Below are 19,992 nucleotides of genomic sequence, written 5' to 3'. Positions count from 1 at the left end.
ACGGGCGAAGGTGAAGTGAAACGGCCGACCTCATACAATGGTCGAGGTGCCGGGGAGCCGACACGGCTGAAATTCTGATCGATGCAAGCACGAGACAACCATGTTTGGAAGCATGGAATCGATCGCCCGGCACGGAACTTATCAGCGATAAGGAAGAGACTGCAGTGAGCATAGTCGTCCAGAAGTTTGGCGGGTCCTCGGTAGCCGATGCGGAATCGGTGAAGCGGGTGGCCAAGCGAATTGTCGAAAACCGTCAGGCCGGTCACGAAGTTGTTGTCGTGGTGTCGGCCATGGGAGACAGCACCGACGATCTCATCGACTTGGCCCAACAGGTCTCTCCGATGCCCCCAGCCCGTGAGCTCGACATGCTTCTCACTGCCGGTGAGCGCATCTCCATGGCGGTTCTTGCCATGGCGATCGCCAACCTCGGCGAGGAAGCACAGTCATTCACAGGCTCCCAAGCCGGTGTCATCACCGACGAGCAGTTCGGCAAGGCGCGCATCATCGACGTCACGCCAGGCCGAATCCGCTCGGCACTTGACCAGGGATACGTGGCCATTGTGGCTGGATTCCAGGGAGTCAGCCAGACAGCGAAGAACATCACCACACTGGGACGCGGCGGATCGGATACTACCGCGGTAGCCCTCGCAGCAGCACTGGATGCTGACGTGTGCGAGATCTACACCGACGTCGACGGTGTCTTCACCGCCGATCCTCGCATCGTGCCGACCGCGCACAAGATTGATGAGATCGGCTACGAGGAGATGATGGAGATGGCGGCCTCGGGCGCCAAGGTCCTCATGCTCCGGTGCGTCGAATACGCCCGCCGCTACAACGTGCCGGTGCACGTGCGGTCCTCATTCTCACGTAAGCAAGGCACCTGGGTGACTGACTCACCCATTCCTGAAGCCTTCCGGCCGACACGGGGAGCGAAGGCCCCGGCAGCGGAATCAGAAACGGAGTCCAACATGGAACAGGCAATCATTTCCGGAGTCGCCCATGATCGCTCGGAGGCCAAGGTCACGATCGTCGGCGTTCCCGACGTTCCTGGCAAAGCCGCCGAGATCTTCAACACCATGGCTGCGACAGAGATCAACATCGACATGATCGTGCAGAATATCTCCACACGAGAACCGGCCAAGACCGACATCTCGTTCACCCTGCCGATGGACGATGGTGCTAAGGCGCTCGAGGCCCTCGACGCGGTGAAGGCCTCGATCGGCTTCGACCAGGTTCGCTACGACGACCAGATCGGCAAACTCTCAGTCGTCGGTGCGGGCATGCGCTCTCACCCCGGGGTGACCGCCATCCTGTTCGAAGCGCTGAGCGAAGCCCAGGTCAACATCGACATGATCTCCACCTCGGAGATCCGCATCAGCGTCGTCACGAGGGCAGACGTTCTCGACGACGCAGTCCGCGCCGCGCATGCCGCGTACGGACTCGACAGTGAAGACGACGAAGCAGTGGTTTACGGAGGTACCGGACGATGAGCGTCAATATCGGAGTAGTCGGAGCAACAGGTCAGGTGGGCGGCGTCATGCTCGACCTGCTGGCAGACAACCCAGGATTCGAGATCAACAGTCTGAGGCTCTTCGCTTCGGCGCGGTCCGCGGGTAAGACCATCACGTTCAACGGTGAGGAGATCACCGTCGAAGACGCCGCCGAGGCGGACCCCAGCGGACTCGACATCGCCTTGTTCTCTGCCGGTGGAGCCACCTCCCGGGCGCAGGCGGAGCGCTTCGCCGCGGCCGGAGTCACCGTGGTCGACAATTCCTCGGCCTGGAGATCCGACCCTGAGGTTCCACTCGTCGTCAGCGAGGTCAACCCTGAGGCCATCGACGCGGTGGCCAAGGGCATCATCGCCAACCCGAACTGCACAACGATGGCCGCTATGCCGGTCCTCAAGGCGCTCGACAACGCCGCAGGACTCAAGCGGCTCATCGTCAGCACCTACCAGGCAGTGTCAGGATCGGGCCTGAGCGGCGTCGAGGAACTCGCCGGTCAGCTCGAAGCCGGGGTTGCAGATTCCCGCAAGCTGGCTCGCGACGGCAGCGCCGTGACCCTGCCTGCGCCGGACAACTACGTCGAGCCCATCGCATTCAACGTCCTGCCGATGGCAGGGTCTATCGTCGACGACGGTGAGCTCGAGACCGACGAAGAGAAGAAGCTGCGCAACGAGAGCCGCAAGATTCTCGGTAAGCCGGATCTCCTCGTCGCCGGCACCTGCGTGCGCGTTCCCGTGTTCACCGGGCACAGCCTGAGCATCCACGCAGAGTTCGACTCCGAGATCACCCCGGCCAAGGCCACCGAGGTGCTCGCTGAGGCACCCGGCGTCGAACTTGATGACGTGCCCACACCGCTGAAGGCGGCAGGCAAGGATGCAAGCTTCGTGGGCCGCATCCGCGCCGACCAGTCTGCCCCGACAGGCAAGGGACTCGTCCTGTTCGTGTCCAACGACAACCTGCGCAAGGGCGCTGCCCTGAACACGGTGCAGATCGCCGCGCTGCTGGCGAAGAAGGTCGAGTCACAGGCGGCCTGAGCAGTCGGATAGCCGAACCGAACGCCCGAGAGCCTTGCTCTCGGGCGTTCGGCGTTGCCGGAAGGTCTTCGAACTCGGAGTGGAGCGAGCGTGACGGGGACACATAAACACGTTGCTATATATAAATATTTATATTAGTGGCCGAAGCTAAGGCTGAGTATCGTGACCGTGGTTGATTCATTGATCACCGACCACTCTCTGAAAGGCCCACCATGCGTTCTTCGCGACTCGGCATTGCCTCCGGTGCTGCTGCCCTCACTGTTGTTCTCGCATTGAGCGCATGTGGGGGTGGTGCGTCCGGTGCGGACTCCGAGAACGCCGATCTCTCAGTTGTGACGTCGACCAATGTCTACTCCGACATCGTGTCCCAGGTGGCAGGAGACTTCGCAAAGGTCACGGCGGTCATCGACGACCCGAATCAGGACCCGCATTCCTACGAGGCAACGACCCAGGACCGATTGAAACTGTCGAAGGCCGATCTGGTCGTCCAGAACGGCGGGGGATACGACTCGTTCATGACGACGATGCTTGAAGCCTCGGACGCCGAGGTCGACACCATCGACACAGTTTCGATCTCAGGTCTGCCTGGATCCGAGGACGTCGGCAACGAGCCTCATGACCATGGAGAGGAAGAGGCCCACGGTGGCGGCCACGTCGACGAGCACGGCAATGAAGAGGCCCACAGCCATGAGCACGACGACGAAGGTCACGATCATGGCGAAGAAGCGGGCCATGATCACGAACATGGGGAGTTCAACGAGCACCTCTGGTACTCCGTCCCCACAATGACGAAGCTCGTCGACGAGGTTGCGAACCACCTCGGCGAGGCTGCGCCCGAACACAAGGATGACTTCGCAGCCAACGCAGACGAATACAAGAAGACGCTCGAGGAGCTGCGTTCGCAGATCGATGACGCCAAGTCAAAGCATGAAGGTGATGAGGTCGCTGCGACCGAACCCGTGCCGCTGTGGCTGTTCGAGGATATGGGACTGAAGAACATCACCTCCGATGAGTTCCTCGAAGCGGTGGAAGAGGGCAATGACGTGCCGCCTCTGGTGCTGAAGAAGGCCGAGGAGCAGATCTCCTCGGGCGAGGCGGTGCTGCTTGGGTACAATACTCAAGCGGCAGGTCCACAGGCAGAGCAGCTGAAATCCACGGCTGAGAAATCCGATGTTCCGGTCGTCGACCTCGGCGAGACGATGCCGGCCGATGCGCACTACGCGGATTGGATGGGCGAATACATCACCGAAATCTCCACTGCGCTCGAAGGACATGAACACTGAGAATGGCCACTGATTCCGACGTTTCTCCCGGGCAGACCGCATCCGCCGATCACCTTCCGGTGATCCGTCTGCGCGATGCCGAGCTGCGATTCGGAGAGCGTGTGCTCTGGCACGACCTCGACCTCGACGTCGCCCCGGGGGAGTTCGTGGCGGTGCTGGGCCCGAACGGGACAGGAAAGACTTCGCTGCTCAAGGTGCTGCTGGGCCAGCATGCGCTGTCCACCGGCTCGGCGGAGATCAATGGTCGGAATGTCCACTCAGGGAACTCGGCCATCGGCTATATCCCCCAGCAACGCGGAATCGACCAACACACCCCGATGCGGGGTCGCGATCTGGTTCGGATGGGCATCGACGGACACCGTTGGGGACCCGGGCGGTTTCTGAAGCGCCGCCGTCAGCAGGTCGATGAACTCCTCGAATCCGTCGGCGCTCGAGATTACGCGGACGCTCCAGCCGGGACCCTGTCCGGCGGTGAGCTGCAGCGTCTGCGCGTAGCTCAGGCCCTGGCCAACGACCCCTCGGTGCTTCTCTGTGACGAGCCGCTGCTGTCTCTGGACATCCACCACCAGAAGGTCGTTGCCAACCTGCTTCATGAGCAGCGAGTCAAACGCAACACCTCAGTCGTCTTCGTCACCCACGAGATCAACCCGATCCTGCCCTACGTCGACCGCGTCCTCTACATCGTCGGCGGCCACTTCCTCGTCGGCACCCCCGCCGAAGTCATGACCACCCAATCGCTGACCCGGCTCTATGGTTCCCCGGTCGAAGTGGTCCGGGTCGGCGGTCGGCTCATCGTGGTCGGCGGCGAAGCCGAATGCGTGGACCACCACGTCCACGAGGACGAGATGAGCATGGAACGAGGCGCGATCTGATGTCGGCTCAGGAGATCTTCGGCAGCCTGTTCACCTTCGAGGACTACGGCGAACTGGTGACGCTGCTGACCAACTCGCTCATCGCCGCCGGACTGCTCGGTGTCGTCGGCGGCCTCATCAGCGTCTTCGTCATGGCCCGCGACATTCCCTTCGCCGTACACGGTGTCTCCGAGCTCTCGTTTGCCGGTGCCGCCTTTGCCCTGCTCATCGGATTCGACGTGGTTGGCGGGTCCATCATCGGCTCAATCATCGCCGCGCTCATCATCGGCATCGGCGGGGCCAAAGCCTCGGAGAAGAACGCCATCATCGGTGTGCTCATGCCCTTCGGGCTGGGCCTAGCTATTCTGTTCCTCGCCCTCTACGACGGGCGTGCCGCCAGCAAATTCGGCCTGTTGACCGGGCAGATCGTGGCCATCACCCCGGGCCAGATCATGACGCTCGTCGTGTGCTCGCTGATCGTGCTCCTCGTGCTCGCCGTCATCTGGCGACCGCTCATGTTCGCCAGCCTCGACCCCGAGGTGGCACGTGCCAAAGGGGTGCCGGTGTCCGGTCTGACGATCGTTTTCATGCTCGTCCTCGGCCTGGCCGTGGCACTGAGCGTGCAGGTCGTGGGCGTCCTTCTGGTGCTGGCTCTGCTCATCACTCCGGCCGCGGCGGCCACCCAGCTCTCGGCCTCCCCGGTGTGGGTGCCGGTGTTCAGCGTCATCTTCGCGGTCACCGCCTCAGTCGGCGGCATCCTCATCGCACTGGGCTCGCCGGTGGTGCCGATCAGCCCATTCGTCACGACGATCTCCTTCCTCATCTACCTCGTCTGCCGGCTCGTGGGGCGGCGCCGGATGAAGCATCTGCATCGTCGCCGCACGGCCCGTGCCGCCGATGAACACGACAAGCCGGTCGCGTTCCCTGCCTGAGGTGCTTTGACGGCACTGCGGGGCCGGGTCCAGGCCGGGACTCCGAGGCCGACTAGAGTTGGACGAATGAAGAAACGTGCACTATTCGCCGGCGCCCTTGCAGTCCCCGCGGCGGCTGGAATCTGGGGCGCGGTCATCGAACCGCACCTCTTCGCCGTCCGCCGCCACACTTTGCCGATCCTGCCGGCCGGTGCACAGAGCATCCGAATGCTGCACGTCTCCGATCTGCATCTGGCACCCTGGCAGAAGCACCGAGCCGCTTGGGTCAAGGCGCTGACACGACTGGAACCGGACGTCGTGATCAACACCGGGGACAACCTCTCTGCAGACATCGTGCCCACTGTCCTCGACGTCTTCGATGGACTACTCGATGTACCCGGCGTCTTCGTCCTCGGATCCAACGACTTCTTCTCACCCAAGGCGAAGAACCCAGCCAGCTACCTGCGGTCTCCCTCCGAGGTGAAGCACCGCACGCAGCCCGACCTCGACGTGAAGGCCCTGATCCGCGGGTTCGAGGCCAGAGACGAGACAGTCAGCTTCACGTCGACTGGTGACACGCCCAGCAGCACCCGCGGATGGCGTTTCCTCGATAACGCCGAGGCGACTCTGATGATCCGTGGGACGCGCATCGACTTCTGCGGCCTGGGGGACTCCCACATCGACCGTGACCGGATCCAGCCCAGCGACGGTCAGGGCCGCGGCCCTGATGCCTTCGACTACCCTCGGTTCGATTCTGAAGCTGGGGTGAAAGTCGGCGTCACTCATGCGCCCTATTCGCGGACGCTGGAGGCGTTCACCTCGGCGGGTGCTGACCTCATCATGACTGGGCATACTCACGGGGGACAGATCCGGGTGCCCTTCTGGGGCGCGCCGGTGACGAACTGCGACCTCGATCGGACACGCGCGAGGGGCCTGTTTCCCTATCGAAAATCTCTCGTCGAAATCTCCGCAGGATTGGGTTTCTCGCCCTTCTCACCGGTGCGTTTCGCCTGCCGTCCCGAGGTCAGCCTGTTGACTCTCGTCCCTGGAGTCTGACGTTCTCAACGATTTTTGAGAATTTGCACAAGTCGGATTAGCTAAACTTGGTTTCATGGTGTCTCCTGAGTCAAATCCGAATCCGACCAAGACAGGCGCGTTTCTCCAATTCGTCGCCGTGAGCGCGGTGGCGGGAATCGTCGCCGCAGGTCTTGCCATCCCCGGAGTCGGTGTAGCTACTGCCAGTGCAAACAGTGCCGTCGAGATCTTCAATTCGCTCCCCGCGACCCTGGAGATCCAGGACCTGGGAGAGAAGTCGACGATGCTCGCCTCCGATGGTTCGGAGATTGCGGAGTTCTACTGGCAGAACCGAGTCGAGGTGCCTCTCGACGAGATCTCAGATCATATGCAGGACGCGACGATCGCGGTCGAGGACTACAGGTACTTCGAACACGGCGGCGTCGATATCGAGGGCATCGCGCGTGCAGCGGTGCACAATATGGTGTCCTCGACAACGCAGGGCGGATCCACACTGACCCAGCAGTACGTGAAGAACGTACTGGCGGAGAACGCCCATGCCGAAGCGGACAAGGAGGGCGTGTCAGCGGCCAAGGAGTCGGAAGGCACGGCCGGCTATGCGCGTAAGCTCCGCGAAGCCAAACTCGCAGTGGCAGTTGAGAAGAAGTACGACAAGAAGGACATTCTCAACCGTTACATGAACATCAACAACTACTCCGGTTCGCCCAACGCCTACGGCGTGCAGGCCGCCGCTCATAAGTATTGGGGCATCGACGCGAAGGACCTGAATATCGAGCAGTCGGCGATGCTCGCCGGCATTGTGCAGAACCCTTCGGCCTTCAACCCGCAGCGTTTCCCCGATCAGGTGAAGAAGCGCCGCAACACCGTGCTGGGGCAGATGCTCAAATACAAGCACATCACTCAGAAGGAATACGACAAGGCGGTGAAGACCGACCTCGACCTCGATCTGCATGAGACACCGAACGGCTGCACCTCGGCCAAGAGCAACGCAGAATTCTTCTGCGACTACGTCGAAAACGTCATCAAGAATGATGATACCTTCGGCGAGACCGTCGACGAGCGCCTCGCCTTCCTGCAGCGGGGCGGGCTGACGATCAAGACCAGCCTCAACCCAGACATTCAGAAGATCGCTGACAAGGAGATCAAAAAGCGTGTTCCTGTGGGCGATCCATCCGGCGCCGGACACGCCCTGGTCACGATCGAACCGGGCACGGGCGAGGTCATCGCCATGGCTGAGAACCGTGAATACACGGTCGGCGAGGTCAAAAAGAACGAAAAGAACAAGAAGACCAGCATCAATTACACGGTCGATAGGAAGCACAACGGCGGTGGCGGGTTCCAGGTCGGTTCGACATGGAAGCCCTTCGTGCTGGCCACGTGGCTGAAATCCGGTCGCGGGCTCAACGCCACGGTCAACGCTACCAAGCGCAACTTCCCTGCAAATTCTTGGAAGTATGACGGCTGTCCGAACATGGGCGGTGACTGGGACCCGAACAACGCCGGCGACGGTGAAGGCAAGGGCTCGATGACCGCGCTGGAAGCCACGAAGAAGTCCGTGAACACCGGCTATGCGGCTATGGGCAACCAGCTCAATATGTGCAAGGTCATGGACACCGCTATGGACCTTGGAATTCGCTACGGCAGCGGCGAGAAGCTCGACTTCAAGAACGAGGCGGGCTTCATCCAGGCCCTGTCGCCATCCTCGATTCTGGGCACGACGGAGACAACTCCGATTGCAATGGCCGCGGCATTCGCGACCTTCGCGAACGAGGGCGAGTTCTGCGGCCCGAAGCCGATCGTCTCCATCAAGGACCGCTCAGGCAAGAACATCGACGTGCCGGGAGAGGGCTGTAAGCGAGTCCTCGACAAAGAGGTGGCCAAGGGCGTCGCCTACGCTCTGACACAGACGTTCAACGGCGGTACCACAACCCAGTTGAAGATCGGAGCACCAGCAGGTGCAAAGACCGGTACGACGAACTTCGACGTCGGCCACACCTGGTTGCTCGGGTTCACGAAGACACTGTCGACTGCGGTCTGGACCGGTGACCCGGCAGGAACACGTGACTGGCGAAACAACAGCGAGGGAGTTGTCCGCGGACACGTCTACGGTGCCACGATCTCCGGTAAGACCTGGCAGGCCTATATGAATGACGCGGTCAAGGAGACGAAGGGCAACACCGGATTCCCTAAGCCGGGCAGCAAGTACATGGGCGGCGGTGGCACCGGTGGCGGAGGCGGTACCGGTGGTGGCGGCACCGGCGGTGGTGGCAACGGCACCGGCGGCGGCAACGGCGGTGGAGGCACCGGTGGTGGAGGCGGCACCGGCGGCGGAAACAACGGCACCGGCGGCGGCACCGGCGGCGGCACCGGCGGCGGCAACGGTGGCGGAAACAACGGCGGCGGCAACGGCGGCGGCGAAGCGCCGGGCCTCGGCGGCAACTGAGCACCGGACGTCAGACAGAGCCTGAGAGACAGCGGGGTGGGACGATCATCATGATCGCCCCACCCCATTCTCGTCTGTCAGCGATGTTCACACTGTGGCATGGCTGGCGGTAGGTGCACGGGTTCTCGGCTAGGGTTGGCAACGACAGTGATTAGCCGGTCGCACTCCTGCAGAACGATCGGCTGTCGGTTCATGCAGACGCTCGTTCCGATGACGCATCGGGGACTCGGGCACACAGAGACTCAAGGAGAATCATGACTAAGTGGGAATACGTCACCGTGCCGCTCATCGTTCACGCAACGAAGCAGATCCTCGACCAGTGGGGCGAAGACGGCTACGAGCTTGTCCAAGTTGTCCCGGGCCCCGATAACAATGGACTCGTTGCCTACCTCAAGCGTCCCAAAGCCTGACACAACAGTGCCCTGAAGTACCACAAGCCTGACGCATCAGAGTATGGGCTCTCACCTGACCTGCAATACCCTCGTCGAAGGACCAACCATGTCGAAGACCCTAGACCGCATCGCTGAACTCGGTCTCACCCTGCCCGCTGTCGCCGTTCCCGCTGGCGTCTATGTCCCGGCGCTTCGCACCGGCAACTACGTCTACACCTCGGGCCAGCTGCCCGTCGTCGACGGGAAACTCCCGGCGACCGGCCACATCGGCTCCGACGTCGACCTCGAGACCGGCTACGACCTGGCACGGACTGCAGGGCTCAATGCTCTCGCCGCAATTGCCGGCGTCATCGGGGACCTGGACAAGATCGTGCGCGTCGTCAAGGTGACCGGGTTCGTGAACTCGGCAGATGACTTCACACAGCAGCCATCGGTTATCAACGGAGTCTCCGAACTCTACGGTGAGATCTTCGGCGACCGCGGCCAGCACACGCGCAGTGCAGTGGGAGTGAACACTCTTCCTCTCGGCACTCCAGTCGAGGTCGAGGTCATCGTCGAGGTTGAGGACGATGCCGCTTAGCGGACGCTCTCTGCCCGTCTCGTCGGAGCTGCATTGGTTCTTGGACCAATGGCAGTCCGACGGGCGGTTCCCGGTCCCAGAGGCTCCACGCCCCGCCTCGGCGATCGTGTTGATCAGGGACTCCCTGGAAGGTTTGGAAACCTTCATCACCAGGCAGCTCGATGCTCGGGGAATCGACGACCGCAACCGCCTGTCCTACCCGGTCAGCAACCTGCGCCCCGGCGACCTGCGCAATCTGCCTCTGGCCGGATGGAACTCGGCGCGCTGCGCAAGGACTCTGAGCATCGAGAACAAGTCACGGGCGCTGCACCATTTCTCGGCCGCGGCACGCATCTCGTTCGCTGCGACCGGTGTCCTGCTGGCCGAAGACGTCGATCGTGACATCGTCGCCGCGCCCCAGACGGATTGGCGCGGAACACGGGCACGGCTGTTCTCCAATGAGATCTCCTGGTCCCAGATCCTGCGCGAACGTGATCTCAAGCTGCGTCCGGACCTCTGCAAACCCTGGCTGCGTTGGATCAACACGGCGACTCAGCTGCACCGTTTCGACACCACCTATTTTGTGGCCGCAGTGCCCTTCGGGCAGAACGTCGACTTCCTCTCGCCGAATGAGACCTCGGGAGGGTGGAAACGGCCCAAGGAGATCCTCGCTGAGGCAGCAGGAGATCCCGACAAGATCAGTGCGAGCACTCGCATCATCGCTGAGAGTCTGATAGATGTCCCAAGCGTGGGAGCGGCCATGGCCCAGGTCCGCGACCTGCATCCGCTGCGACCAGAGGTCACCAATGAAGACGGCGAATGGCGCGTCGTCATCCACCCCGGACGCGACCTCTACCGCAAGGGCACTCTACGTGACTACGCGATAGCCGTCGGTGACGACGAGAACGACCAGAGCCCAGGATTCCTGACGCTGAGTGACGATGACAACAACGCCGAAAGCGGCGAAGAGGAGACCGACGAATCATGAGGATCCGCGCGAACAACCCATCCCCGATGACGCTGACGGGCACCAACACCTATGTCATCACCTCGGCGGACGACACCACAGCAGCGCTCATCGATCCTGGCCCCGAACTTACGCAACACCGTGAGAAATTCCTCGCTGAGCTCGGCGACAGGAAGCTGTCGGCCATCATCCTCACTCATCAGCATGCCGATCACTCGGAGATGCTCGGCAGTGTGGAACAGTGGGCACCCGAGGTGCCCGTGTACGCGGTCCTCGAGAAGTTCGGCCGTCTGACACCTCCTGTGGCCGATGGTGACATGATCGCATTCGGCACTGACACAGCCGATGTCATGGAGGTCATCGCGACTCCGGGGCACACGATGGACAGCATCTGTCTCATCCACGGCCACGTGCTCTACAGCGGCGATACGGTCCTGGGGGAGGGGACGACCATCGTCACCCACCCGGAAGGCTCTCTGCGCGACTACCTCAATTCCCTGGACCGGCTCCTTCAGCTGCTCGATGAGGGGGCATATTCGATCTTCGAGCCCGCACACGGTCCCAGCATCGAATCCCCTGCCCAGGTGCTCGAGTACTACCGCAGCCACCGACTCGAACGCATCGAGCAGGTCAGAGCGGCACTGGCGCAGGGAGCCACGAGCGCCACAGACGTCTGCGACATCGTCTATCACGACGTTGATCCGAGCGTCCGCGGTGCCGCCGAGCAGATCGTGCGCGCCCAGTTGGCCTACCTCGGAGTCCTCGCTCCCGACGATCAGTCGTGACTCGACCCGACCACTCGTAGGCAGGGCGCACAACGCCAGACGCACGAACGCCCAGGCAACGATGTGTGCCTGGGCGTTCGATGACTGAGAATTCAGTGGTCCGGCATCAGCCGCCTGACATTCCGATCAGCGGGCGCGGTTGCGCATGCGCTCCATGTCGAGGATGACGACGGAACGAGCCTCGAGGCGGATGAAGCCACGAGCTGCGAAGTCGGCCAGGGCCTTGTTCACGGTCTCACGTGAGGCGCCGACGAGCTGCGCGAGCTCTTCCTGCGTCAGGTCGTGCGCGACGAGGACACCGTCCGGTGCCGGCTTCGAGAAGCGAGATGCGAGGTCCAGCAGTGCCTTGGCGACGCGACCGGGAACATCGGAGAACACGAGGTCGCCCACGGTCTCGTTCGTGCGGCGCAGTCGCTGTGCCAGAGCCTTGAGCAGGTTCATTGCGGCCCGCGGGCGTTCATCGAGCCACGTCGTGAGGTCCTCATGCTTGAGGCTGAGCAGCTCGGACTGAGAGACAGCAGTGACGGAGGTGGAACGTGGGCCCGGATCAAAGAGGCTGAGCTCACCGATGATCTCGCCCGGCCCGATAACCGAGAGCAGATTCTCGCGGCCGTCGGAGGACTCGCGGCCGATCTTGAGCTTGCCGCTGGAGACGATATAGAGTTCGTCACCGGCATCACCCTCGTGAAAGAGCACGGTTCCCCGACGGAGGCTCCGCGGGTTCATGAACTTCATCAATGCGCTTGTGGCTTCATCGTCCAAACCTGCGAAGAGCGTGGCGCCCCGCACAACTTCAATATCCACTGTGTCCTCCTTGTCGTGGTAATCACAGATAAATCTACCTGGTCAACGGTGCTGATACCAGCAAAGGCGCGGGAGTTTGCGGCATTAGTGCAAAACAAGGGGTTTTGCTGGCGTTTCCTCCACCCTCGCCGAGGTGGGCCACGGTTGCGTACGGACGACCCCGTTCGACGGGCGACTGCAGAGCTACCTCGGCGATGTGAGGGGCGCCACTGCGGAAACGCAGGGCACGGATTAAGATGGTGAGTCGTGTTGACGGTGGCAGAGAAGAGCGCGCGGAAGTTCGCCAAGGAAACCTCATTGGGCAAGACCCGACGCGCAAGGAAGATTCATCGGATCCTCGCCGAGGTGTACCCGAACGCGAAATGCGAGCTCGACTTCGAGACCCCATTCCAGCTCCTGATTGCGACCGTCCTGTCTGCACAGACCACAGACATCCGGGTCAACGCGGTGACACCGGGGCTGTTCTCCGTCTTCCCTGATGCTCACAGCCTCGCGGTGGCCAACCTGATCGAGGTCGAGGAACTCATCCACTCGACCGGTTTCTACCGAGCGAAGGCCCGTAACATCGTCAAACTCGCCAATGAACTCGTCGACACCTATGACGGTGAGGTCCCCAACTCATTGGACAGACTCGTCAAGCTTGCAGGAGTCGGACGGAAGACCGCGAATGTGGTCCTCGGCAACGCCTTCGACACCCCGGGCCTGACCGTCGACACGCACATGGGACGGTTGGCACGCCGACTCGGATGGACCGAGGAGGAAGACCCGGTCAAGGCGGAGCACGACATCGCGGCGCTGTTCCCGAAGAAGGAACTCACTCTGCTCTCCCATCGAGTCATCTTCCACGGACGACGGATCTGCCACTCGCGCAGACCAGCCTGCGGAGTGTGCCCGTTGATGGCATTGTGCCCCTCGTTCGGGGTCGGGGAACTCGATCCGGAGAAGGCGCGGGCGATGCTCAGATTCGAAATGGCGCCCCAGGCATGAGCGCCGAAGCATGTGAGCATCCCCCGGTGGGGCCAGGCGCTGCGGTGCAGGCGTCGACCGGGCAGGACTCCGTTTCGCACGATGAGACCCTGCGCACGCAGCTGGAGAATCTCGCGGCATCGAATGGTTCGCCCGAGTGGCTCAGGCGGGCACCGATGCCGGGTGACGAATCGGTGCGTGACGCGGCCGTCCTCATGCTCTTCGGCAGGGGCGGTCAGCCGCGCACAGATGCCGGCCGTGCCGAATCATCACGTCTGGCGGATTTCGGAGTCGACGACGTCGACATCGTTCTGCTGCAGAGGGCGAGCACCCTGCGCAATCATCCCGGACAGGTGGCGTTTCCCGGAGGCGGACGAGACCCCGAAGACGATTCCCTGGTCTCCGCAGCCCTGCGTGAAGCTCAGGAGGAGGCCGGCATCGTGCCGTCGACGGTCGATGTTCTCGGTCAGATGGATCCGCTCTACATTCCCGTCAGCAGGTTCCAGGTCACGCCTGTCATCGGGTACTGGGCGCAGCCCGGAGTCGTGCGGGTGATGGACGAGGCGGAGTCGTACTCGGTCTACCGGGTCTCTGCTGCCGATCTGGTGGCACCGGCCAATCGAGGGACGTTCTCCCGGCCGGACCTGAAGATCACGACACCGGCCTTCGACGTCGGAGTGCTCAAGGTGTGGGGCTTCACCGCAGGAATCCTCGACTTCGCTCTCGACCACCTCGGCTGGGCCGGGGACTGGGATCGTGACGCACACATAGACATCGACTTCTGAGGCCGTTGCTTCTCGCCCCGAGGGCGGGCTGAGCCCGACGCCATCGATGCGTGCAGCTGTCAGCGTCGACCGGCTTTGATCTTGAACAGCTGAGCCGTCCACACGATGGAGATTGCCAGGATGGCCAGGCACCAGACGACCGAAAGCAGGGCTGAGTTGCCCATGCTGGTACCGACGAGCAGGCTTCGCAGTGCATCGATGATCGGGGTGATCGGTTGGTTGTCGGCAAACCAGGTCAGCCATCCGGGCATCGTTTCAACCGGGACGAATGCGCTCGAGACATATGGCAGGAACAGCAGAACGAATCCGTAGCCGTTCGCCGACTCCGCTGATTTGGCGGCCAGGCCGATCGCCGCGAACAGATATGTGATGGTGAAGATGTAGAGAGTGATGAGGGCGATGACGGCCACCCATTCCGCCACGTCAGCCGATGGGCGAAAACCGATCGACACTGCTACTGAGAAGACGATGCCAGTGGCGAGCAGATTCTTCACCACGCTCGCCACCACATGTCCCGTGATCACCCCACTTGATCGGACTGGCATCGTTCTGAGTCGGTCGATGAAACCTGAAGTCATGTCGTTGGCCACGGACAGTGACGTTGAAGCCGCGCCGAACCCTGCGCACGTGAGAATGATTCCGGGAACGATGTAGTTGACGTAGTCTCCGCTCGGGTCGATAGCTCCACCGAAGACGAAGGTGAACATCAGCATGAGCATCACCGGCAGTGCGACTGCCATGAGCATGGATTCGACGTCCCGAGTGGCATGACGAAGACTGCGACCGATGAGCGCCAACTCAGTATTGATGCCTCGAGGAGGGGTTCGTCGTCGAGCAGGCGACGGGTACTTCGTTGTCAGTGACGCTTCTGCAATATCGGTCATGATCATTCTCCTGTCTGTGAAGGTTCGGCGGATGGGCCGGGGGCGGTGAGCGAGAGGAAGACGTCGTCAAGGCTGGGGTGGCGGAGGCTGACCGAGGACTCGGCGAACTCTGGCTCGATTGTTGCCAAGACGGAAGAGATATCGCGTACGGTTCCGGTGGTCGGCAACTGTGAGACGGTCGTGCCACGATTGTCGTGGACGGCCACCATTCCCTGACCGACCTTCGCCTTGAGTTCTGTCGGCGTGCCCAGCCCAGCCAGACGACCGCGATCGAGTAGGCCGATTCGATCGGCCAAGGCATCGGCTTCCTCAAGGTACTGAGTGGTGAGAAAGACGGTCGTGCCGCCCTTTGCCAGCTCCTTCACCTCGTCCCACAGCTCGCGACGCGAACGAGTGTCCAATCCAGTTGTCGGTTCGTCAAGGATCAGCACATCGACCTGCACCACCAGGCTCAGCGCCAGATCGAGCCTGCGCCTCATGCCACCGGAGAGTGCGGCAACTCTCGTATCGATGAATGAGGTCAGGCTCAAACGCTCGGCCAGCCGTGAGGCTCTGACCTTCGCCTCCCGGCGCGAGAGCCCCGACAGGCGTGCTAACAGGATGAGGTTCTCCCGTGTCGAGAGATATTCGTCGACAGCCGCCGACTGCCCAGTGACAGCGAAACGCCGTTTTGCCTCATTCGGCTCGTCGGCCACATCGATCCCCCCGACGAGGACCGTGCCCGAATCCGGACGTATCAGAGTGGTGAGGATGTTGATCGATGTGGTCTTTCCAGCCCCGTTCGCGCCAAGCAAGGCGAAGACTTCACCCTGGCTGATTTGGAGATCCAGCCCCTGGAGCACCGGGTTCTTGCCGAAGCCTTTGCGAACACCAGAGAACTCGATAGCTGTGGCGGGCGCTGCGGAAGCTGTCGCTTCGGCGCCCGGGCCGGCTGACGTCATTGTGCGTTTCATGTTGTGCCTCTCGGAGGTCCTGAGTGGAGCTGACTGTGTACGTGCGCAACTGTATATGACAGTAACACGCAATATATGCCGTACACAATATAAGCTGGGCAGATGAGTACAGAAGACCCGATCGAGCAGCTTCCACGCGGAATCGCACTGGCCTGGGGCGTGGCCGCAACACCACAGCGTGGGCCTAAGCGCGAGATGAGTGTCGAGCGAATAGTCGATGCTGCCATCGAGATCGCCGATAACGACGGCATCCAGGCGGTGTCGATGTCGGCGGTCGCGAAACGCCTTGGTTACACGCCGATGTCGCTCTATCGGTATGTCAGCGCCAAGGACGATCTGCTGCTTCTCATGCAGGAGGAAGCGACAGGGCTGCCACCGGAGTCAGAAGGGGTGGAGAATTGGCGCACCCGACTGGAAGAACTCTACGAAGCCCAGTCACAGGTCTACCTGACGCAGCCGTGGTTACTGTCGCTGTCGATCATGGGCAGTCCCATCACACCCAACAGCTCTGCGTGGTTGGACGCGAGCCTTGAGGCTCTTCACGACACTCCACTCACACAGGACGAACGCATTGCCGTCTCGATCTTCGTCACCGGCGCGGCCCGGTGGAAGGGCACCGTGTTCGCAGGGTACGAGGATCAGAAGCGCGCCACTGGTCTGAATGATTCCGAGCTTGCGCAACAGGAATCTCAGCTCTTCGATGCTGTCATCACCGATGATGGGTACCCCTCGCTGCGCCGTGCCATCGACGCAGGTGTCTTCACCTCCGAAGCTGATCCATTTGCTTTCGGTTTCGAGTGTGGGCTCGATGGCTTGGCCGAATACATTGACAGAGTCAGCCGCGAGCGAGGCGATGGACCTTCAGCTGCGGCAGGGATGATTGCGGAGACCGCCTCGGAGGCAGGTGAATCTTCGGTTTCTGGGGCGACGTTGCCTGTTGAGGAGACCTCAGGAGTCGAGCAGTCGGTCGTGACCGACGATGATCCAGAAGTTGCGGCCGATAAGAAGTACCGCGAATCACAGAAAGCCGTCAGGCAAGCGCAAAAGGTGCTTGCCGAGGCGCGTAAGCGGGAGCGTCAGACTCTGAGAGAAGCGAAGGAGCGGATCGCCAAAAGGCGTTGAGACCAGTGGTGAAGCGGTCGAGGGTGATTGGCCCCGGGCGTGAATGCAGCGGTGGCGTCGGGCTGAGCCCGACGCCACCGAGTGTGGAACTATTCCGCAGTTCTCAGTTGCGAGATCTGTCAGTATCGCGGTCCGGAGGGATTCTTCACCGCACGCTTGACCGACGCGAGCAACGACTTGGCCGAACCGATCGCCGTACCCGGAACCGGGTTGCCCTTCTTGAACAACGGCAGAGCAATCAGCACGAGGATGATGGCGAGCACCGCAAGGATGCCGAAGACAATGAGGAAGCTGCCCCACCATGGCCATCCCAGGCCCTCGTGGAATGCGGCGGCCCCGGCGAAAATCACCATGAACGATGACAAGAACAGGAAGAACAGGGCGACGACGGCAAGTGCCGAGCCGATGCCCAAGTTCTTCGCACCGGCTGTGGCTTCAGCCTTGGCCAGCGCAATTTCTTCCTCGGCGATCGCTTTGGAATCGTCGCCGATGCCTTTGATCAGTTCGCTGATCGACCTCTCAGCCATGAGTGCTCCTATCGACAAAAACTTGGACAATCTTTCTTAAGAGTAGTCTGAACGCGCGTGGTGACCAAAGAAATGCGGCCAGTAAAACGAGAAAAACCCGCCGGATGAATACGGAACGGCTCTGTGCGATCATCCGTTCTCACCGGCGGGTTCGTCTCAGGGCACGGTCAGTTCTTCGCCACCGATTCTTCGATCAGGTCCATGACCGATGAGTCGGCCAGGGTCGAGGAGTCTCCCACCTTGCGGTGTTCGGCGACGTCCTTGAGCAGGCGGCGCATGATCTTGCCGGAGCGGGTCTTCGGCAGTTCGGATACGACATGGACCTTCTTCGGCTTCGCGATCGGCCCGATGTCCTTTCCGACATGTTGACGCAGCTCTTCGGAGATCTCTGGGGAGTCCTCGACATCGTTGCCCACGATGACGAAGGCAACGACAGCCTGACCGGACGTATCGTCCGCTGCTCCGACCACCGCCGCCTCGGCGACATAGGGGTGAGCAACCAAGGATGACTCGATCTCGGCCGTCGACAGACGGTGCCCGGATACGTTCATCACGTCATCGACACGGCCGAGGAACCAGATGTCCCCGTCCTCATCGCGCCTGGCGCCATCGCCCGCGAAATAGGTGTTCTCGAACCGTGACCAGTAGGTCTCTTTGAAACGCTCGGGATCTTTCCAAATACCGCGCAGCATCGACGGCCATGGCTGGCGGATGACGAGGAGCCCACCCTCCGGACCAGCTGGGCTGTTGCCCTCATCGTCGACAACATCGACGGAGATGCCCGGGATAGGACGCTGCGAAGAGCCTGGCTTCGTCGACATCACGCCGGGAAGCGGAGCGATCATGTGCGAGCCCGTCTCCGTCTGCCACCAGGTGTCGACGATTGGGCAGCGCTCACCGCCGATGACGCGGTGGTACCAGCGCCAAGCCTCAGGATTGATCGGTTCGCCGACGCTGCCGAGCAGACGCAGGCTGGAGAGATCGTACTTCGCTGGAATCTCCTCACCCCACTTCATGCATGTGCGGATCGCCGTTGGAGCGGCATAGAGGATCGTTGCCTTGTACTTCTCGATGATCTCCCACCAGCGTCCCTGGTGGGGCGTGTCAGGAGTGCCCTCGTAGACTATCTGGGTGGCGCCGGCTGCCAACGGTCCGTAGGTGACATATGAGTGTCCGGTGACCCAGCCGACGTCGGCTGTGCACCAGAACACATCGGATTCGGGCTTGATGTCGAAGACGGCCTTCATCGAGTACAGAACCTGGGTGAGGTAGCCGCCCGAAGTGTGCAGGATGCCCTTCGGCTTACCTGTGGTTCCGGAGGTGTAGAGGATGAACAGCGGGTTCTCGGAGTCGAAGAATTCGCACTCGTGCACAGGACTCGCGGTTTCCACCGTCTCGTGCCACCACTGGTCCCGACTTTCGACCATCTCGACGTCCTGACCCGTGCGGCGCACCACGAGAACAGTCTCGACGGGGGTGTCACCGTGTGACAGGGCGTCGTCCACTGCCGGTTTGAGGCTGGTGGCCTTGGCACGACGGTAGCTGCCGTCGGCGGTGATGACCACACGTGCTTCGGCATCGATGATGCGTGAGCGCAGCGCATCAGCGGAGAAGCCGCCGAAGACCACTGAATGGGCGGCGCCGAGGCGGGCACAGGCCAACATGGAGATCATCGCTTCGGGAATCATAGGCAGGTAGATGGCCACACGATCTCCGGCTTTGATCCCGAGGTCGGCGAGAGTGTTGGCTGCCTTGGACACTTCGGCGAGCAGCTCCGCGTAGGTGAAGGAGCGGGAGTCGCCGGGTTCCCCTTCGAAGTTGATGGCGATGCGCTCACCGTTGCCGGCGATGACATGGCGATCGAGGCAGTTGTAGGCCACGTTGATTCTGCCGCCGATGAACCACTTCGCGAATGGCGGGTTGGTCCAGTCGAGTACTTCTCCGAAGTCCTCATTCCAGTCGACGAGGTCACGAGACTGCTCGGCCCAGAAGCTCAGGTAGTCGGCATCGGCACGCTCGTATTCGTCGGCCTTGACATTGGCGGCAGCAACGAACTCTTCAGGTGGGGCAAAAGTTTCGGATTCTGCTGTGCTGTCGGTCATTTTTCCCTCCGGCTTCTTTGATGGATCGAAAATTCTAGTTGCACTGTATACCCGAGGCGGGGCCCAGGGGCACCGTCGTCCGTG

Annotated in this window: 19 protein-coding genes; 14 read left to right on the top strand and 5 right to left on the bottom strand. The window is 61.8% G+C overall.

The features are described from left to right. Positions 1 to 164 precede the first annotated feature (164 nt). From FO013_RS08550 to FO013_RS08505, 11 genes are all read left to right on the top strand, one after another. A complete protein-coding gene (locus tag FO013_RS08550; protein WP_143922121.1) occupies positions 165 to 1,490 on the top strand; it encodes an aspartate kinase in 1,326 nt (441 codons plus the stop codon). Next, entirely contained in the window at positions 1,487 to 2,539 is a 1,053-nt protein-coding gene (locus tag FO013_RS08545; RefSeq protein ID WP_143922120.1) for an aspartate-semialdehyde dehydrogenase, read from the top strand. Before FO013_RS08550 ends, FO013_RS08545 begins: the two co-directional genes overlap by 4 nt. 212 nt (positions 2,540 to 2,751) lie before the next feature. Beyond that, positions 2,752 to 3,822: a metal ABC transporter solute-binding protein, Zn/Mn family gene (locus tag FO013_RS08540; RefSeq protein ID WP_143922119.1), complete on the top strand. Its 1,071-nt coding sequence runs from the start codon at positions 2,752 to 2,754 to the stop codon at positions 3,820 to 3,822. 2 nt (positions 3,823 to 3,824) lie between these two features. Beyond that, the gene (locus FO013_RS08535) at positions 3,825 to 4,694 is read left to right on the top strand and encodes a metal ABC transporter ATP-binding protein (RefSeq protein ID WP_143922118.1); all 870 of its coding nucleotides are present in this window, start codon (positions 3,825 to 3,827) and stop codon (positions 4,692 to 4,694) included. Then, on the top strand, positions 4,694 to 5,605 hold the full coding sequence (locus tag FO013_RS08530) for a metal ABC transporter permease (protein ID WP_143922117.1): 912 nt from the start codon (positions 4,694 to 4,696) through the stop codon (positions 5,603 to 5,605). The genes FO013_RS08535 and FO013_RS08530 overlap by 1 nt, the downstream gene beginning before the upstream one ends. 66 nt (positions 5,606 to 5,671) lie before the next feature. Next, a complete protein-coding gene (locus tag FO013_RS08525) occupies positions 5,672 to 6,640 on the top strand; it encodes a metallophosphoesterase (protein WP_143922116.1) in 969 nt (322 codons plus the stop codon). 55 nt (positions 6,641 to 6,695) lie between these two features. Beyond that, positions 6,696 to 9,062 carry a transglycosylase domain-containing protein gene (locus tag FO013_RS08520; protein ID WP_143922115.1) on the top strand — a complete coding sequence of 789 codons (2,367 nt, stop codon included), beginning with the start codon at positions 6,696 to 6,698 and terminating at the stop codon, positions 9,060 to 9,062. A 254-nt stretch (positions 9,063 to 9,316) separates the two neighbouring features. Continuing rightward, a complete protein-coding gene (locus FO013_RS22330) occupies positions 9,317 to 9,472 on the top strand; it encodes a Sp36 family protein (RefSeq protein ID WP_096158366.1) in 156 nt (51 codons plus the stop codon). Between the two features lie 88 nt (positions 9,473 to 9,560). Continuing rightward, entirely contained in the window at positions 9,561 to 10,034 is a 474-nt protein-coding gene (locus FO013_RS08515) for a RidA family protein (protein ID WP_143922114.1), read from the top strand. A gap of 40 nt (positions 10,035 to 10,074) precedes the next feature. Beyond that, positions 10,075 to 11,001 (top strand): NUDIX hydrolase, encoded by a 927-nt coding sequence (locus tag FO013_RS08510; protein ID WP_260848065.1) that lies wholly within the window; start codon positions 10,075 to 10,077, stop codon positions 10,999 to 11,001. After that, positions 10,998 to 11,765, top strand: a complete 768-nt coding sequence (locus FO013_RS08505; RefSeq protein ID WP_143922112.1) for an MBL fold metallo-hydrolase — start codon at positions 10,998 to 11,000, stop codon at positions 11,763 to 11,765. Before FO013_RS08510 ends, FO013_RS08505 begins: the two co-directional genes overlap by 4 nt. Positions 11,766 to 11,891: 126 nt before the next feature. Here the strand turns inward: FO013_RS08505 and FO013_RS08500 are convergent, their stop codons facing one another. Further along, entirely contained in the window at positions 11,892 to 12,569 is a 678-nt protein-coding gene (locus FO013_RS08500; protein ID WP_069599638.1) for a Crp/Fnr family transcriptional regulator, read from the bottom strand. A gap of 246 nt (positions 12,570 to 12,815) precedes the next feature. On the opposite strand from FO013_RS08500, the gene nth reads away from it, so the two are divergent. Both nth and FO013_RS08490 read left to right on the top strand, forming a co-directional pair. Beyond that, entirely contained in the window at positions 12,816 to 13,556 is a 741-nt protein-coding gene (gene nth / locus FO013_RS08495) for an endonuclease III (protein ID WP_143922111.1), read from the top strand. After that, positions 13,553 to 14,320 carry an NUDIX hydrolase gene (locus FO013_RS08490; protein ID WP_143922110.1) on the top strand — a complete coding sequence of 256 codons (768 nt, stop codon included), beginning with the start codon at positions 13,553 to 13,555 and terminating at the stop codon, positions 14,318 to 14,320. The genes nth and FO013_RS08490 overlap by 4 nt, the downstream gene beginning before the upstream one ends. Positions 14,321 to 14,379: 59 nt before the next feature. Here the strand turns inward: FO013_RS08490 and FO013_RS08485 are convergent, their stop codons facing one another. Together FO013_RS08485 and FO013_RS08480 are read right to left on the bottom strand one after the other, a co-directional pair. Continuing rightward, positions 14,380 to 15,204 (bottom strand): ABC transporter permease, encoded by an 825-nt coding sequence (locus FO013_RS08485; protein ID WP_143922109.1) that lies wholly within the window; start codon positions 15,202 to 15,204, stop codon positions 14,380 to 14,382. 2 nt (positions 15,205 to 15,206) lie between these two features. After that, complete coding sequence (locus tag FO013_RS08480; protein WP_260848064.1) at positions 15,207 to 16,157, bottom strand: ABC transporter ATP-binding protein; 951 nt, start codon at positions 16,155 to 16,157, stop codon at positions 15,207 to 15,209. Between the two features lie 102 nt (positions 16,158 to 16,259). Here FO013_RS08480 and FO013_RS08475 point away from each other — a divergent pair, with 102 nt between their 5' ends. Further along, complete coding sequence (locus tag FO013_RS08475) at positions 16,260 to 17,279, top strand: TetR/AcrR family transcriptional regulator (protein ID WP_143922108.1); 1,020 nt, start codon at positions 16,260 to 16,262, stop codon at positions 17,277 to 17,279. 119 nt (positions 17,280 to 17,398) lie between these two features. On the opposite strand, the gene FO013_RS08470 is transcribed toward FO013_RS08475, so the two are convergent. Both FO013_RS08470 and acs read right to left on the bottom strand, forming a co-directional pair. Beyond that, a complete protein-coding gene (locus FO013_RS08470; protein WP_143922107.1) occupies positions 17,399 to 17,806 on the bottom strand; it encodes a phage holin family protein in 408 nt (135 codons plus the stop codon). 167 nt (positions 17,807 to 17,973) lie between these two features. Then, positions 17,974 to 19,908, bottom strand: a complete 1,935-nt coding sequence (gene acs / locus FO013_RS08465) for an acetate--CoA ligase (RefSeq protein WP_143922106.1) — start codon at positions 19,906 to 19,908, stop codon at positions 17,974 to 17,976. Between the last annotated feature and the right edge of the window lie 84 nt (positions 19,909 to 19,992).

It is taken from the genome of Brevibacterium aurantiacum, from assembly GCF_007558825.1.
In the GTDB taxonomy this organism is placed as follows: domain Bacteria; phylum Actinomycetota; class Actinomycetes; order Actinomycetales; family Brevibacteriaceae; genus Brevibacterium; species Brevibacterium aurantiacum_A.
This window is presented reverse-complemented; position numbering and strand designations above follow the sequence as displayed.

What these genes read in the sequence shown, in the direction of transcription:
- FO013_RS08545 (WP_143922120.1), top strand. Translation starts at nt 1,487, where the DNA reads ATGAGCGTCAATATCGGAGTAGTCGGAGCAACAGGTCAGGTGGGCGGC.
- FO013_RS08540 (WP_143922119.1), top strand. Translation starts at nt 2,752, where the DNA reads ATGCGTTCTTCGCGACTCGGCATTGCCTCCGGTGCTGCTGCCCTCACT.
- FO013_RS08535 (WP_143922118.1), top strand. Translation starts at nt 3,825, where the DNA reads ATGGCCACTGATTCCGACGTTTCTCCCGGGCAGACCGCATCCGCCGAT.
- FO013_RS08530 (WP_143922117.1), top strand. Translation starts at nt 4,694, where the DNA reads ATGTCGGCTCAGGAGATCTTCGGCAGCCTGTTCACCTTCGAGGACTAC.
- FO013_RS08525 (WP_143922116.1), top strand. Translation starts at nt 5,672, where the DNA reads ATGAAGAAACGTGCACTATTCGCCGGCGCCCTTGCAGTCCCCGCGGCG.
- FO013_RS08520 (WP_143922115.1), top strand. Translation starts at nt 6,696, where the DNA reads ATGGTGTCTCCTGAGTCAAATCCGAATCCGACCAAGACAGGCGCGTTT.
- FO013_RS22330 (WP_096158366.1), top strand. Translation starts at nt 9,317, where the DNA reads ATGACTAAGTGGGAATACGTCACCGTGCCGCTCATCGTTCACGCAACG.
- FO013_RS08515 (WP_143922114.1), top strand. Translation starts at nt 9,561, where the DNA reads ATGTCGAAGACCCTAGACCGCATCGCTGAACTCGGTCTCACCCTGCCC.
- FO013_RS08505 (WP_143922112.1), top strand. Translation starts at nt 10,998, where the DNA reads ATGAGGATCCGCGCGAACAACCCATCCCCGATGACGCTGACGGGCACC.
- FO013_RS08490 (WP_143922110.1), top strand. Translation starts at nt 13,553, where the DNA reads ATGAGCGCCGAAGCATGTGAGCATCCCCCGGTGGGGCCAGGCGCTGCG.
- FO013_RS08485 (WP_143922109.1), bottom strand. Translation starts at nt 15,204, where the DNA reads ATGACCGATATTGCAGAAGCGTCACTGACAACGAAGTACCCGTCGCCT.
- FO013_RS08480 (WP_260848064.1), bottom strand. Translation starts at nt 16,157, where the DNA reads ATGAAACGCACAATGACGTCAGCCGGCCCGGGCGCCGAAGCGACAGCT.
- FO013_RS08475 (WP_143922108.1), top strand. Translation starts at nt 16,260, where the DNA reads ATGAGTACAGAAGACCCGATCGAGCAGCTTCCACGCGGAATCGCACTG.
- FO013_RS08470 (WP_143922107.1), bottom strand. Translation starts at nt 17,806, where the DNA reads ATGGCTGAGAGGTCGATCAGCGAACTGATCAAAGGCATCGGCGACGAT.
- acs (WP_143922106.1), bottom strand. Translation starts at nt 19,908, where the DNA reads ATGACCGACAGCACAGCAGAATCCGAAACTTTTGCCCCACCTGAAGAG.